Annotated in this window: 13 protein-coding genes and 1 tRNA gene; 7 read left to right on the forward strand and 7 right to left on the reverse strand. The window is 38.2% G+C overall.

Going from position 1 to position 14,763, the window contains the following annotated elements; genetic code table 11:
- The first annotated feature begins 372 nt into the window (after window positions 1-372).
- Together tnaA and ABD676_RS09835 are read left to right on the forward strand one after the other, a co-directional pair.
- Window positions 373-1,749: a tryptophanase TnaA gene (gene tnaA / locus ABD676_RS09830; protein ID WP_344674493.1), complete on the forward strand. Its 1,377-nt coding sequence runs from the start codon at window positions 373-375 to the stop codon at window positions 1,747-1,749.
- A 179-nt stretch (window positions 1,750-1,928) separates the two neighbouring features.
- Window positions 1,929-2,498 carry a hypothetical protein gene (locus tag ABD676_RS09835; protein WP_344674494.1) on the forward strand — a complete coding sequence of 190 codons (570 nt, stop codon included), beginning with the start codon at window positions 1,929-1,931 and terminating at the stop codon, window positions 2,496-2,498.
- 103 nt (window positions 2,499-2,601) lie between these two features.
- Here ABD676_RS09835 and ABD676_RS09840 read toward each other — a convergent pair whose 3' ends face one another.
- The 4 genes from ABD676_RS09840 to ABD676_RS09855 form a co-directional block, all read right to left on the reverse strand.
- A complete protein-coding gene (locus ABD676_RS09840; RefSeq protein ID WP_344674495.1) occupies window positions 2,602-3,144 on the reverse strand; it encodes a putative glycolipid-binding domain-containing protein in 543 nt (180 codons plus the stop codon).
- Between the two features lie 132 nt (window positions 3,145-3,276).
- Complete coding sequence (locus ABD676_RS09845) at window positions 3,277-3,849, reverse strand: Crp/Fnr family transcriptional regulator (protein ID WP_344674496.1); 573 nt, start codon at window positions 3,847-3,849, stop codon at window positions 3,277-3,279.
- Window positions 3,850-4,878 carry an SDR family oxidoreductase gene (locus ABD676_RS09850; protein WP_344674497.1) on the reverse strand — a complete coding sequence of 343 codons (1,029 nt, stop codon included), beginning with the start codon at window positions 4,876-4,878 and terminating at the stop codon, window positions 3,850-3,852.
- 336 nt (window positions 4,879-5,214) lie between these two features.
- Window positions 5,215-5,288, reverse strand: a tRNA-Pro gene (locus ABD676_RS09855).
- Between the two features lie 274 nt (window positions 5,289-5,562).
- Here ABD676_RS09855 and ABD676_RS09860 point away from each other — a divergent pair.
- The 3 genes from ABD676_RS09860 to ABD676_RS09870 are packed head-to-tail and all read left to right on the forward strand — an operon-like array spanning window position 5,563 to window position 7,207.
- Window positions 5,563-6,456, forward strand: a complete 894-nt coding sequence (locus ABD676_RS09860) for a hypothetical protein (protein ID WP_344674498.1) — start codon at window positions 5,563-5,565, stop codon at window positions 6,454-6,456.
- Between the two features lie 19 nt (window positions 6,457-6,475).
- Entirely contained in the window at window positions 6,476-6,880 is a 405-nt protein-coding gene (locus tag ABD676_RS09865; RefSeq protein WP_344674499.1) for a group III truncated hemoglobin, read from the forward strand.
- 21 nt (window positions 6,881-6,901) lie between these two features.
- On the forward strand, window positions 6,902-7,207 hold the full coding sequence (locus ABD676_RS09870) for a Smr/MutS family protein (protein ID WP_344674500.1): 306 nt from the start codon (window positions 6,902-6,904) through the stop codon (window positions 7,205-7,207).
- Between the two features lie 5 nt (window positions 7,208-7,212).
- Here ABD676_RS09870 and ABD676_RS09875 read toward each other — a convergent pair whose 3' ends face one another.
- On the reverse strand, window positions 7,213-8,310 hold the full coding sequence (locus tag ABD676_RS09875; RefSeq protein ID WP_344674501.1) for an L-dopachrome tautomerase-related protein: 1,098 nt from the start codon (window positions 8,308-8,310) through the stop codon (window positions 7,213-7,215).
- A gap of 403 nt (window positions 8,311-8,713) precedes the next feature.
- Here ABD676_RS09875 and ABD676_RS09880 point away from each other — a divergent pair, with 403 nt between their 5' ends.
- Window positions 8,714-10,084, forward strand: coding sequence for an NAD(P)-binding domain-containing protein (locus ABD676_RS09880; protein ID WP_344674502.1), 1,371 nt, complete (start codon window positions 8,714-8,716; stop codon window positions 10,082-10,084).
- Window positions 10,085-10,778: 694 nt separating this feature from the next.
- Here the strand turns inward: ABD676_RS09880 and ABD676_RS09885 are convergent.
- Together ABD676_RS09885 and ABD676_RS09890 are read right to left on the reverse strand one after the other, a co-directional pair.
- Complete coding sequence (locus tag ABD676_RS09885; RefSeq protein ID WP_344674503.1) at window positions 10,779-11,777, reverse strand: 3-keto-disaccharide hydrolase; 999 nt, start codon at window positions 11,775-11,777, stop codon at window positions 10,779-10,781.
- A 23-nt stretch (window positions 11,778-11,800) separates the two neighbouring features.
- Complete coding sequence (locus ABD676_RS09890; RefSeq protein WP_344674504.1) at window positions 11,801-13,216, reverse strand: Gfo/Idh/MocA family oxidoreductase; 1,416 nt, start codon at window positions 13,214-13,216, stop codon at window positions 11,801-11,803.
- Window positions 13,217-13,332: 116 nt separating this feature from the next.
- Between ABD676_RS09890 and ABD676_RS09895 the strand changes: the two genes are divergently transcribed.
- Window positions 13,333-14,733, forward strand: a complete 1,401-nt coding sequence (locus ABD676_RS09895) for a 3-keto-disaccharide hydrolase (protein WP_344674505.1) — start codon at window positions 13,333-13,335, stop codon at window positions 14,731-14,733.
- The last annotated feature ends 30 nt before the right edge of the window (window positions 14,734-14,763 follow it).

Here is a 14,763-nt window from a genome sequence, read left to right on the forward strand (position 1 = left end):
CTCCTTCGGATCTCCTTCGGAACTTGTTCGGAACTCCTTCGGATCTCGTTCGGTTCCGACCGAACGAGATCCGAAAAAGATCCCTATCAGATCCTATGAAATTCCCTAAGTGTATCAAACCAATATAGTACTTGATACAAGTTCATACTAACTCAAATACCAATATGATTGCTACTGTCTAGCTATTCGAAAAAAACATAGAAAGTAGAAAAGTTTAAGCTTAAAATCAGCTACATGATGATATATATAATTTAGCTTAACCGATTTCGCGAAAACTGTAAGCTCGTTTGCAACATAATTATAGATTAATAGGTAAATTATCATAGTTTCTGTAAAGAATATTTAAATTTAGGCGAACCAAATATAAATATCATGGAATTACCTTGGGCGGAGCCCTATAAAGTAAAAATGGTGGAGGAGATTTTTTTATCTACTCCGGAACAACGTGCGCAGTGGATTGAAGAAGAGGGATACAATTTATTTAATTTAGCTAGTGATCGTGTATTTATTGATTTACTGACGGATAGTGGTACTGGCGCAATGTCAGACAAGCAATGGGCAGAAATCATGATGGGTGATGAAAGCTATGCAGGCTCACAGTCCTATTTAAAATTACGAGAGGTCGTAAGAAACACCCTAGGTTTCCCGTACTTCCTACCTACTCACCAAGGTAGAGCTGCCGAGAATGTCTTGTTCAGCATTTTAGTCAAAGAGAATAATATAGTCCCTGGAAACTCACATTTTGACACCACTAAAGGCCATATCGAATTTCGAAAGGCTCATGCAGTGGACTGTACCATTGATGAAGCATTTGACATCAATAACCTACATCCATTTAAGGGAAATGTTGACCTAGCTAAGCTGGAGGAGGTTTATAAAAAATATCCGAAAGAACAGATCCCTTTCTGTTTGATAACGGTTACCTGTAATTCTTCTGGTGGACAACCTGTCTCTATGGAGAATATCAAAGCTGTAAAGGAACTTTCCGATCGATATGGTATTCCTCTGTATTTTGATGCTGCTCGATTTGCTGAGAATGCCTATTTCATCCATGAACGCGAAGAAGCATACAAGAATAAAACGATTAAAGAAATCGTAAAAGAGATGTTTTCCTATGGAGAAGGCTTCTTGATGTCGGCAAAAAAAGATGGCTTGGTAAATATTGGCGGTCTTTTGGGCTTAAGAAATGAACAGCTGTATCGTGCATGCGGAAATATGGGAATCATCTATGAGGGATTTATTACCTATGGTGGTCTCGCAGGTCGTGATTTAGCTGCATTAGCTCAGGGATTAATGGAATCAACCGAATTACCTTATTTAAAAGCCAGAATTGATCAAGTAGAGTATTTAGGGAATAAGCTGATTGAATTTGGTATTCCTATTCAAAAACCTATCGGTGGGCATGCCGTATTCGTGGATGCACTAAACTTTTTGCCTCAGGTGCCACGAGAGGAATATCCTGCTCAAACCCTAGCTATTGAGCTTTACAAAGAAGCCGGTGTTCGGGGTGTGGAGATCGGTACGCTGTTGGCCGATAGAGATCCTGAAACCCGTCAAGATCGCTTCCCAAAACTAGAACTATTGCGATTGGCAATTCCCCGAAGAACTTATTCATATAAGCATTTGGATTATGTAGCCGTTGCCTTAAAGAATATCTTTGATCGAAGAGATGAAATAAAATCAGGCCTGGAGATTGTCTGGGAATCAGAAATCCTAAGACATTTTACCATCTTACTGAAAAAGAAATAGGGATTGTTGCAGATCTTGAAAAAGCTTGTATAGAGGTTATACAAGCTTTTTTTGTGGGTTGGTTTTTATGGAGGGTTGTTAAAGAAATAAATTAACTCCCAGTTTATTTAAAAGATGCTTATTTTTATTTATGGTTTTTATTACAAACTGCAACATTTCATTTTAAATGCACTAAGGATATGAAACAGTCCCTCTTAATACTTATTCTAGTCATCAATTGCCTACTAAGTCCTATTTATGTATCTGCTCAAGAAAAGATTGTAGCTGAAGTATTTGATGTCGATCAGATGCTATTCAATGGAAAGGTTAAACGTTATTTTACTTATTCGGAGTTCAAAAAGGTATTTGGCGAAGCTGATAGTGTCAATTTATTAATTGATGTACAACCATGTAATTATATCTTCGAAAATGAGGATGGAAGTAAGGATGCCGGTGATAGTTACTTGTATAAGAATGGGTCTACATTTGAAAGGAGTAAAGAGAAAGTTGCTGTTGATGAATTCCGATTTAGTAAAGACAATTACTTGTTATACAAAGGCAAAAAATTAGATGGGAAAACGAGTCTTGAGGATTTAAAAAAGCTCTTCCCCAATGCCGTAAAGTTAATGTATGATTTGAAAGTTTATAAGGAAGGAGTTCTACAAGTGATTCAATTAAGGGAGGATGAAAACAATGTCTCCGATGGCCATATCAAAATATTTATGAAGGACGGTTATTTGTATTCTATGCATTGGTGGTTTCCGTGTTAGGAGGGCAAGAAAAGTTGGACTTTGTAAATTAGGCTATTATAGGAAAAAATCTCCCAGTTACTTGAACGTATCTGGGAGATTTTTTTTGAAAATTTATTTTTATTTAGAATTGCTTAAACAACTTAGGATAAAATATCACAAAACCATACTCATCCACTTCAATTTCCGCTTCAAAATTATTCGGTATGTTTTCAAATTTATATTTACGCTCAGCTATTCTAATGTATTTTTGTTGGAGGACTTCAATTTTATTTTCAAGTATATTAAGATAAATTACTTTTATTGTTGTTTCCTCTCCAATTCCAATATTTAAATTATTAATTGGAAGGGTATTAGTGAATGGACTTAATGATATATCGATAAAATCAATATTCGAAAACTCATTTCTTATTTCCTTATTGATCTCCCAACCTCTATTGATTTTGTTGCCTTTGATTATACTTTTTAAAGTGTCAACTTGAGCATAAAACTCAAAACTTTGAATCTCCCAATTTAAATTGATTTTTAATGTATAATCAACTGAATAGCTTTTAGTTTCAAACGTTCCAACAATTTTTGAATTAACAAGTAGATAATCATCCTCTTTTTTGACTTTGCAATTCTCAATTGATTTGTAAATTATTCCTTTCCAATTAATTGTTCTCATGGGCAGATGTTTTTGGATATAAATACTACATACTAATCAAAATTCATATTTTAAATCTCTCCTTCTCCCTTCTTGTCTTAGACCAATTGGCTGTAAGGCAAAATCATATTTATCAAAAAAAGATTAGGAGTATTATTTTGTTAATTCCCTGCGGATACGACTTAAGGACTGAGGAGTAATTGATAAATAGGAGGCAATATATTGTTGAGGAACTTGCAAAGCCAACTTTGGGTACCGCTTTAAAAACTCTAGGTATTTTATTTTAGAACTTCCAAAGTTTAGAAAATCATTGTCTTTAATTTTATTTAAAAGGGTTGCCTCCGTAATCGTCTTTAAAAAAATGAAGAAATTAGGAATATTTTCACAGAGCTTATTGACTTTTAACTTATGGATGGTATAGATCTCGGAACCTACAACAGCTTGAAATGCTTCACTAGCTGCTGTCCCTGAATAATAGCTCTCTAGATCCACAAAAAATTGATTTTCCTTAAAAAAGTATTTTGTGATCTCATTACCATTAACATCAGGTTTATAGATCCTGACAATTCCTGACTCTATAAAACCAATTTCGTGCGCAATCTGTCCCACTTCTAAAAAATGTTCAGTGGCATTTAGATTCTTCAATTTAAAATTTGAGGCTATTTCCTCAATATCTGAGTCTGATAAGATAGCCCCAAATCTTAATATAGATTTTAACTTTTCCATTTAATTGATAATACCAATATTCAAAATACTTTTTGCACAATCCAATATCGCATCCTCCTTGGTGATTGGTTTCCAACCTAACACTCGCTTTGCTTTACTGGCATCTATTTTTCTGGTAATTCCCAAATCTAATAAAATCGGTTTCAAGGATGGTTCAAAAAGTGCAATAAATCTTGACAAAAAGTTAGGCATTTCGTAATTCTTGATTTTTTTATCCGGATAATTTAACTTAAGAACATTCGCTAATTGTTTCATAGTCATATGACCCGATGAAGCCATGAATCTGTTGCCAGCTGCATGTTTCTTTTCTATCACATCGACCAGCAATTGAGCAACAGAACGTACATCTACAATTTCAAAAGCAATTTTAGGCATTGCCGGCATCTTACCATCCAAAATTTTAATCACAATATTAGCTGAGGTACCAAAATCTTCTTCTAACACTGGACCAAGCATTGCGCCAGGAAGTATGCTCACCATCTCCATGCCTGCCCCTTCTCTTTCCATAAAATCCCAAGCTGCCTTTTCAGCGATAGTTTTACTCCTTATGTAGGGTTTTGTATCAGTTTTGTTTGTTATATCGGTCCAATTTTCTTCTGTAAAAACTTGATCCATCTCAGCTTTCGTCTTACCATATACTACTGTTGATATGGATGAAACTAGAATTACCCGTTTGACATTGTTTGCCTTAGCAGCATTTAATACGTTCAAAGTACCTTCCTTGGCAGGGATAATTAAATCATTCTCATCCTTAGGTAATTCCCTAGGAAAAGGAGACGCAGCATGAATGACATAATCTTTATTCATAGAAGCTTCTTTCCAAACTTCTTTATCTAATAGCTCAGCCTGAAAAAAACTAAGATTATCGATATTATCCGTATGTTTTGAGATTATAGATCGCAATGAATCTGCCCTTTTTAAATCCCTGAGAGTGCCTGTAACTTTATACCCTCTATTCAATAATTCAATTGCTGTATGAGAACCTAAAAATCCACTGACTCCAGTTAGTAATACTTCTTTATTGTTCATAGCCTTCGATATTTTAATACAAAACAAAGTACTTGAACAACCGCGATTTCTCAATTACCAATTGGTAAGAAATTAAAAATTATTAAAAGGAGTGGATATAACTGATAGAATTGGTATACTCCCTACTAAATACTAAAAAAGTATTGTTGGCAGGATTGGCTCAACCCCACAATCCCCATACCCATACCCTGAGCCATCCTGTGTGGGGGTGGCCATAAAAAATCGAAGCTTCACCGAAGGTGATCTTTTTTCATTCAGGGGCTTGAGAACAAATAAATTTGGCTCTGCCCCTGAATGAAAAAAGCCTCCCGCTATGCGGAAGGCTTCGATTTTCAGTCGGGGTGGCAGGATTCGAACCTACGACCTCCACATCCCAAATGTGGCGCGATACCGGGCTACGCTACACCCCGATTAGGTATCACCTTTAAAGTGGTACAAATATACAACCTTTTAATCGCTACTCCAATACTACAACACAAACATTAAATTAACATCTTGATTATTTGGACAATAATTTATCTTTACATTCACTTAAACCAAAAATCAAAGACCAATTTTTAAATTTTCACCTCTAAAACACAATTAACCCTATTATTTGTTAAACCTCTAAAGGTCTAAATACGTCAAAAAATTTGGATGCTGACAATAATTAACCGAAGTTTGATTTTTTAAAGAAAGAAGGACATGAAATTCAGTACGGGCTATATCATTCTTATATTTTTTCTAGCAAGTTGTATCAATAGTGAAAAGGATAAAAACAAAAATACAAGCGATACAATCGTTGAGAACGGAAAAGAGCATGTGCTTAGCAATGCTGAAAAATTAGAGGATTATATCCTGGCATTAGATTCCAGCGATATCAACTCGGTATCCAAAGCTACTGCTAAGTTCAAGGAGTTATTCGACAAGAAAGATAGCTTAGCCAATGACGAGGGTGTTGCCTTGATTGTTGATTACTTAAGTAAAGTTGCCATGTATGCTACTACCAATGTATTCGATGATAAAAAGAATTACGAATCATTAGTGGACATTGAATTCCATGGTGGAACCAAAGCCGTGCCTGATGAATTCGAATCGCTGTATAAGACCATTAACAGCAATGGATTCCGCGTTCGTCAGACTGAAGGCATGTTTACTTTGCAAACCAATCCTTTTTACCTGCAAGAACAATTCTACCCGTATATTTCCGATAATTTCGAAATCTATCTACAACAGTTAGGTCGTGAAAATATGGAAGGATATGCTGAGGATGCTGCTATTGCTATTCCCTACCAATCTTTGGTGCAGCGTGTCATCTGGTGGGAAGATTTTGCCAATGCAACGAAAAACACCGTCGTAGGTAGAAAAGCCAAGGAACAATATAAGCGTTATTTTACAGCGCTGACCATTGGCATGGACAACACTCCAGCAATTGAATCTGAACAGATTGCAGCCTACTTCCAAGACGCTTATAATTACCTCAAAGACTTTGCCCCAAACTCCAACAGTTATAAGCGCCTACAGCCTTATATCACCTTATTGGAGCAAGAGAAGATTGAAGAAGCAAAGGCATTAGTGCCAGGTCTCTTAAACGAATAATATCCAAACAACAATATCCATGAAAAATCCAATGGCATTAAACGATTTAAGCGGTCCAGCGGATGTCAAACTGTTGGTGGATGAATTCTATAATTCCGTACAACAAGATGATCTCATTGGCCCCATTTTCAATGAAGTCATTCAAGATCGCTGGCCAGTACACTTGGCTAAAATGTATCAGTTTTGGGAAAGTATTCTATTTGATAAAACCACCTATCAGGGAAGACCCTTTCCTCCCCATGCCCAGTTACCTATCCAAAAAGAACATTTTGACCGTTGGTTATCCTTATTTTATCAAAATCTCGATCGCCTTTTTGCTGGACCTATCGCAGAGCAAGCGAGATTTAGAGCCGATAAAATGGCGGAACTATTCCAAATAAAACTCGCCAACATCCGAAACGATAAATTTCGTCCGCTTTTATAAAAGAAGCTGTATTTTTGCCATATGGCAAGATCCTTATCCAGACCTCCTAAAACTGTCGACCTCCATGCTGAAGCTTTTTTGGCTGACCTCGATAATTACGAACTCAATGAATTATTAGCAGAGAGTTTGGATTATCTACGCGAGCAATTGGATGCCGCGATATATTGGTCCTATCCAGAAATAAAATTTATCCATGGAAAAGGCAGAGGAATTCTTCGCAATGCGGTATATGAGGAATTACAGCATTATAAAAGCTCCGGAGCCATCAGCCATTATCACCCCTCCTATCAAAACGAAGACATTGTAATTGTTGTCATTGGATTATAAATCCCTTATAATACCTTGACACGATACACCTGAAATGGGTATTGAACTAAATCCTGACCATTATTCCAATTAGGCAGTAATTGCATCTGCGCACATGAAAAATACAAATATCCATCTGATCCCACTCCCATCGAGTCTGGCCATAAAACACGACTATCCTGTGTGACTACCTCAAGTTTCCCTTCAGGCGTTAACCTTTTAACTGTGTAATCCAAGGAAGTCGTCAAATAGATATTTCCTTTAACATCAGCTACCAATCCATGAGTTATACCAACATTCCCCATATCCTCTACAAAACCCTCCAAATCAGTATCCTTTAGCATTTCATCAGCCAGATATTTGGTTTCTATGCGATAGAGATGTGTAGCATTGATGGGCTTAAAATAGAACCATTTGTTATCCTTGGTCAAAGCAATACCATTAACATTAGATCGGAAGGGCTTCCCTTGTTTATCGCGCATTTCTCGACCTTCATAACTAAGAACTATTGAAGTATCAGCCAGCGTATATTTACTATTTGAAAGCACCGTTCTGTTTTCACCATTTTCAAGATTCAGCACAACGATCCCCGCTAAACCTGGATCAGACAAATAGGCCAAATTCTTCTCTGTATCAACCCGAACATCGTTTAACGCTGACTTTTTCTTATCCAAACTCGGAAAATCAAATCGTTTATTTAGTTTATTCGTTTTTAGATCAAACCCATAAAGTCTAAACCTTCCATCTTCATCTTTCGCTTCATCATTTGCAAAAATCGAACTCGAAGAAGCAGGTTTAGAATCTAAAACCCATAAATAATCTTTGGAATCTATATAGATATCCTGAACGTTGACAAAGCGATCCTCTGACATTCCGGAAGCATCTTGCCAATCTGAATTAGGAAATGCCACTCGTTCGCCATTTTCGATCTCCGATAACCCCATGGTATAGGGTGCTTTATTTGGAAAGGAGACAAAAACTCGATTGCTGGACGATACGGAAACACCTATGGGTTGAGATTTATCAAATGAGGCAACAACTTCCAATTTCGGATCGGTTATTTGGGCTTGTGTTATCATGGTCATACTAGTAAGAAGGCTGGTAGCAATTATTAAATGTTTCATACAATAAGATTGATTTTTCTTTTATAATCTATGATTTCAAGGTTTCTGTATCAGCCCTGCAAATTCCACTGATTATAAAATACAATTTGTAAATAATAAGCAATGTAATGTAACAAAAACAGCAAAATAGGTTTATTTATTTCGTAATACGCTTTATTTTTGTTATATTAGCAAATATTGATGATTCTACCATCACAATAATCATCGCCGAAAGCTATTTAAATCTTTCAATATTCGTGTTAGTAACTATTAAACAAGGTCCTTTGACTATTGTTTAATTTTTCTGCACATCTATATTCCGAAATCGGAATTCTTAGGAACCTTATGGTTCAATTTTAGACTTGTGAAAAACATTACTTCGTTGAAAAACGGAGCGATTAAAACATAAAAAACAAATTAATATATGACAAATTTTAAAGTTGGAATTATTGGAGCTGGCCCAAGTGGTCTAGCGATGTTAAGAGCATTTGAATCGGAACAGAAAAAAGGTAATCCCATCCCAGAAATTAAATGTTATGAGAAACAAGATAACTGGGGCGGCATGTGGAATTATACCTGGCGTACGGGTGTAGGGAAATATGGCGAACCCCTGCATGGCAGTATGTATAAATACCTTTGGTCAAACGGACCTAAGGAGTGTTTAGAATTTGCCGACTATACGTTTACAGAACATTTTGGTCAAGCCATTTCCTCATACCCGCCTCGCGAAGTGCTATTTGATTATATTCAGGGCAGAATCAATAAGAGTAATGCTCGAGATTATATTAAATTCAGTACTGTAGCGCGTTGGGTAGATTATATAGAAGATAAAAAGCAATTTCGAGTTGTATTCGATGACTTGAAGAAAAATGAAACATTTGAGGAATTCTTTGACTACCTAGTGGTTGGAACCGGGCATTTCTCGACGCCAAACATGCCTTATTTTGAAGGTATTGACAATTTCCCAGGCGCCGTCATGCACGCGCATGATTTCCGTGGTGCGGATCAATTCATCGGTCAAAAACTCTTGTTAATAGGGAGTTCTTATTCCGCAGAGGATATAGCCGTACAATGCTATAAACATGGAAGCGATGAGGTAACCATTTCTTACCGCAGCAACCCTATCGGCACATCTTGGCCAGAAGGCATCAAAGAAAAACCATTGGTTACTCATTTTGATGGAAATACAGCTTACTTCAAAGATGGAACAACGGAAGATTATGATGCAGTCATCCTTTGTACAGGATACCAACATAAATTCCCTTTCCTACCGGACTCTCTACGTCTAAAAACCAAAAACTGTCTGTACCCAGATGGTCTTTACAAGGGCGTAGTTTTCAATGAAAATGAACGATTAATATTCTTGGGTATGCAAGATCAGTATTACACGTTTAATATGTTTGATACCCAAGCTTGGTATGCACGCGATTATATGCTTGGTAGAGTTCCATTCCCAGCAAAGGCAGAACGTGATGCCGATATTAAAAATTGGATGGACTACGAAGCAAGTACGGAAACTGGTGCTGAACATGTGGATTTTCAAACAGATTACATCAAGGATTTGATCAGTTACACCGATTATCCAGCGTTTGACTTGGACAATGTTGCCCGAATGTTCAAAAGCTGGTTAAAAGATAAGGAAACCAACATCTTGAATTATCGTGATCAGGTCTACACATCTGTGATGGATGGCACTGCGGCTGAACCGCATCACACCCCATGGATGGAAGAACTTGATGATAGCCTAAACCGTTATCTTCAAGAAAAATGTGAAGAAGAACGAGAATTGGTATAATAAGTAAAGCAGTCTTTTCAAAGGCTGCTTTTTTTTGTTTTTAAAAAAAAATCACCTTTCACTATTAGTCGTATTTCACTCCTATTTTGCTTTTACTAACCTTGGGTTTGCTTCAATATTCGAACGGAATTTCTTAGGATATTTTACGGATCTCCTTCGGATCTCGTTCGGTCGGAACCGAACGAGATCCGAAGGAGATCCGAAGGAGTTCCGAATAAGATCCGTTAGAGTCTCGAAGAAAACCCCTAGGAAACCCCTGTTTAGTATAGACAAAAGACGAAAGACAACAGATGTTAGACCTATTGGCGGGATAGAATTTATTGAATTTAGGATAACGGTCGAAGCATGCTTCGACCCTACAGTTATGGTGGATTGCCAACAATAAAATCACGATTGTTTGTAGGGGTGATGCATGCATCGCCCGCCAATTAAATTTATAACCACCACGTCCAACTCAGAAAGACGTGAAGAGTCTGAGCCTTAGGGGCAGTTTTAGTCGATAGTATGAAATAAATAGACCTTTTGGCGGGGAAAAAGATTTGCTATTTAAAATTCAGTGCAGAGCGAGGATTCTCAATTGTCCTCCTAACGCGGGGAATCATTAGTTTTTCTGAACAAACTTTAAACTTTGAAAGTGAAATCAGGAAAGAGGAAAAAGCCTGCTGAACTCGTTATTCGTCAGCAGGCCTTCTTATTATTTTGCAGGAGTAATTGTAATCTTGCGGAATTCAATTGGACCGTGGTCTCCTTGAATGTAGATAGGTCCTGGTTCACCTTCCTTGCTATCCAATGCACCACCAGTAATTCCAGGGATTTCCTGATTACTAATTACAGTTTTGCCATTGGCAACAATGGTTACTAATCGGCCCACCAAGGTGATTTCCATTTTTTGCCATTCATTTGGTCCCAAAGCAACCATTTCATTAGGTGCTAAGAATCCATACACACCAGCAAAGTATAAAGCTCCCGGATGTCTGTCTTTCGGCGAGTCTTCGATTTGAACCTCATAACGACCTCTCAAATACAAACCTGAATTACTTCCTTCAGGATAGCGGAATTCCGTTTCAATTTTGAAGTCTTCGAACTTTTGTTCGGTCACTAAGTTCGCACCGGCAGCTTCATTGGTCAGAATACCATCCTTTACTACCCATTTGTTTTTGTCGTTCGATGGTTTCCAATTGGTTAAATCCTTTCCATTGAACAACTCAACAGGGGTTCCCCAAGTAACAGCAGTCGTACGGTTTAAGTATGGTGCTTTAACACCTGTAAAGCTGTATTTCTCGCCATTGTTTGACGTGATTGTTCCTTTTAAATCAGCACCTGCCAATTCACCTTCGATCACAAAATCGCCATCTCCACCTTCCCATTGCGGAGGGATAGCAAAGGAGAATTTTCCATTCACTAGCTTGATATGGGAAATCGGGCGGCTACTACCACTATCTCCTACCCAGTAACCAACTAAGGTGGAGAAACCCGATAATTTAATTTCAATCCAAGATGGAACTTGTGCACCTCCCTTATCCACCGTTAAATCCCAACGACCTAAGAGATCCTTTGATTCTTCCGGTATAGTTTGGGATGCCGGATTGTGTTCTACTTCATCTTTCTTTTCTTGCGTGCCTGAGGTACAAGAAGTCAGGGTCATCCCTAACAATCCTGTAAACGCTAAGCCATAAGCAAATTGTTTAATCATTTTTCTATTTTATTGAGGGTTATTTAAACTACATAATATTGTTCCCAGCCTTTTTTAGGTGGTGGCCCCATCAACAGGGCATTGGCAAATTTATCATTTACAATCTCTTTCCTTTGCGGATCAAATTGAAACTTGGTATTCATGCGCTGCGCAATAACGCCCAGACAGAAAACCTGGCTTAAAGGTCCAGCAATATGGAATGGAGAACGTGTTTTTTCCTGTCCCATACAGGCTTTTAAGAAGTTAGCAAAGTGATTGGAACTGGATTTAGGGACTTCTGGCAATTTATTCGCCATATCTTTAGCCCTTTCTTCTGGAATGATGCTGAGGGTACTTCCATGCGATCCACCTTTAAAGGTGATATCCTTTCCGTAAATGATCTTTCCAGGATTCAATTTAGCGGGCTCTAAGGCCCCCGTACTTGGCGGAGGTATGTTCGGATCCAATCCTGAAATGCCGTAGCCAGGAGGGATCGGAGGCAGGTTGTCCAAGCCGTCATACCACATGATATCAACAGCAGGCATTCGTTTCCTTTTCGGAAAGCTGAAACGCAGGGTACTTGACATCGGAAAGAAGAAGGAATTGTGCCCATCTAACTTCTCTGCAGCAACTTCAGTAGGCAATCCCAATTCTAAGAATTCATGAGCTGTATCAAGAATATGAGCTCCCCAATCTCCTAAAGCTCCCATTCCGAAATCATACCAACAGCGCCATTGTCCATTGATGAAATCTTTATTATAATTATGACCTAAGGTCTGCATTTGCCATAAATCCCAATCGAGGGTATTTGGAATATTTTCAGCAACCGGAAAATTCTTCATGTTGATATCCCAACCATGCCAGCGCCTAGGCATATTCATGTGACCGACTATCTGCGTAACATCCTTGATGATGCCGGCATCCTTCCAGGCTTTGAACTGGAAATAATTGGCCTCCGAATGCCCTTGATTTCCCATTTGGGTAGCGAGTTTTGGGTTTTTCTTCGCCTTAGCCATCATCAATTCAATTTCTTGAAATGTTCTAGCCATAGGTTTTTCTACATAAACATGTTTTCCTAAATCCATCGCCATCATACAGATTGGGAAATGCGAAAAATCTGGAACCCCAACCGATACGGCATCAATCTGGTTTCCCATCTTGTCGAACATGACACGGAAGTCTTGAAAACGCGGTACATCTGGAAACTTTTCCAGTATAGCTAGCGTATGCTTAGCTCCCATATCGACATCGCAGAGGGCAACAATATTGCAGAGACCGGTTTTATGAAATTCCAAGAGTATCTCCGCTGCCCGATTTCCTATTCCAACAGCCGCCAAATTCACTCGTTCATTAGGCTTTGCCATCAAGATGCTTCCAAAGCTGCTATTAGCTAAACTGATAGCACCACCAGCAAGAACGGATTTCTTGATAAAACTGCGTCGAGAGAAATGATGATTCATGGCTAGGATTGTAAAGGTTTATGTTAAATCATTTGATTATCTCTTAAAATTAAAAAAAAATCCTAATTTAAGGCAGCAATTGACAACTTTGTCCATAAACCTGTTACATTAACATCATGTTCAAAATAACCAAAAGACGTAAATTCCTGAAACAATCGGCCATATTTCTGGCACTTTTTAGTATAACCATTTGCAGTCATGCGCAATCTGAGACAGCATCTACCATGGAATTTCCATTTAATGGTAAGGACCTAAGCGGATGGAAGACTGTAGGTGGGAATGCGCCATTTTATATCGAAGAAAACAGCATTGTTGGTGTCATGACCAAGAATACAGCCAATACCTTTTTGGTTACCGAAAAGGAATACGGCGACTTTATTTTGCAAATGGAGGTTAAGCTAGATGGCACAACGACCAATTCCGGCATACAAACTCGCAGCCATATTGATCCGAAAGGAAATAATGGAAAAGGAAGGGTCTATGGTAGGCAAGTGGACATTGATCCTACCCCTCGCGCATGGACTGGTGGGATCTATGATGAAGGCCGTAGAGAATGGCTTTACCCATTGGATTTAAACCCTGCTGCTAAATCGGCCTATAGACCCGGTGAATTTAACGATATCATTATTCAGGTTATCGGTAATGAAACTCGAACCTGGGTCAATGGTATTCCTACCTCCTATGTTATTGACAGTTTGGACAAGACTGGATTCATTGCCTTACAAGTTCATAGTATCCCCGATAGCCTAGATGGGAAAAGGGTATTTTTCAGAAATCTATCGATTCGTACTAATCCCAAATTTCCAAGGGACTTCCCTAAGGATATCTACATTGTCAACACCAATGCGAACGATCTATCGAAGGCTGAAAAAGCCGCAGGATATTCCCTATTGTTCAACGGAAAAAACGCAAAAGGATGGCGGAGTGCACGTGGTAAGAAGTTTCCTGAGAAAGGTTGGAGTATTCAAAATGGGATGTTCTCTGTTCAGAAATCCGATGGTGGAGAGTCGACCAATGGCGGCGATATCGTGACCAAAAAACAATATAAAGCATTTGACCTCTCCTTTGAATTTAAATTGAGTCCTGGTGCTAACTCCGGCGTGAAATACTTTGTCACCTTAGATGAAAAAACAAAAGGTTCAGCCATTGGACCGGAATATCAAATTCTAGATGATGCTTTGCACCCGGATGCTAAGCTTGGTAAGGATGGAAACCGAACGTTGGCTTCCCTATATGATTTGATTACTTCCGACAGAAATCCTAGACCGCGCAGACCAATAGGACAATGGAATCGTGGTAGAATTGTTGTCGAGCCAAATAATAAGGTAACTTATTACTTAAATGGTTTTAAGATGCTAGAATTTGAAAGAGGATCAGAGGAATTCCGTAAGCTAGTTGCAGGAAGTAAATATAAGGATTGGAAAAATTTTGGTGAAGCAAAAAAAGGCCATATTCTCTTGCAAGATCATGGTGATGCTGTTTCTTTTCGAAGTATAAAAATTAAGGAATTAAAATAAGTGAAAATAAAAAACGGGCTGTCCACATAT

Origin of the sequence: Sphingobacterium kyonggiense (assembly GCF_039536825.1) — a bacterium.
In the GTDB taxonomy this organism is placed as follows: domain Bacteria; phylum Bacteroidota; class Bacteroidia; order Sphingobacteriales; family Sphingobacteriaceae; genus Sphingobacterium; species Sphingobacterium kyonggiense.

Excerpts from the sequence above, each read along its gene's own strand:
- tnaA (WP_344674493.1), top strand. The coding sequence starts at position 373 with ATGGAATTACCTTGGGCGGAGCCCTATAAAGTAAAAATGGTGGAGGAG.
- ABD676_RS09835 (WP_344674494.1), top strand. The coding sequence starts at position 1,929 with ATGAAACAGTCCCTCTTAATACTTATTCTAGTCATCAATTGCCTACTA.
- ABD676_RS09840 (WP_344674495.1), bottom strand. The coding sequence starts at position 3,144 with ATGAGAACAATTAATTGGAAAGGAATAATTTACAAATCAATTGAGAAT.
- ABD676_RS09845 (WP_344674496.1), bottom strand. The coding sequence starts at position 3,849 with ATGGAAAAGTTAAAATCTATATTAAGATTTGGGGCTATCTTATCAGAC.
- ABD676_RS09850 (WP_344674497.1), bottom strand. The coding sequence starts at position 4,878 with ATGAACAATAAAGAAGTATTACTAACTGGAGTCAGTGGATTTTTAGGT.
- ABD676_RS09860 (WP_344674498.1), top strand. The coding sequence starts at position 5,563 with ATGAAATTCAGTACGGGCTATATCATTCTTATATTTTTTCTAGCAAGT.
- ABD676_RS09865 (WP_344674499.1), top strand. The coding sequence starts at position 6,476 with ATGAAAAATCCAATGGCATTAAACGATTTAAGCGGTCCAGCGGATGTC.
- ABD676_RS09870 (WP_344674500.1), top strand. The coding sequence starts at position 6,902 with ATGGCAAGATCCTTATCCAGACCTCCTAAAACTGTCGACCTCCATGCT.
- ABD676_RS09875 (WP_344674501.1), bottom strand. The coding sequence starts at position 8,310 with ATGAAACATTTAATAATTGCTACCAGCCTTCTTACTAGTATGACCATG.
- ABD676_RS09880 (WP_344674502.1), top strand. The coding sequence starts at position 8,714 with ATGACAAATTTTAAAGTTGGAATTATTGGAGCTGGCCCAAGTGGTCTA.
- ABD676_RS09885 (WP_344674503.1), bottom strand. The coding sequence starts at position 11,777 with ATGATTAAACAATTTGCTTATGGCTTAGCGTTTACAGGATTGTTAGGG.
- ABD676_RS09890 (WP_344674504.1), bottom strand. The coding sequence starts at position 13,216 with ATGAATCATCATTTCTCTCGACGCAGTTTTATCAAGAAATCCGTTCTT.
- ABD676_RS09895 (WP_344674505.1), top strand. The coding sequence starts at position 13,333 with ATGTTCAAAATAACCAAAAGACGTAAATTCCTGAAACAATCGGCCATA.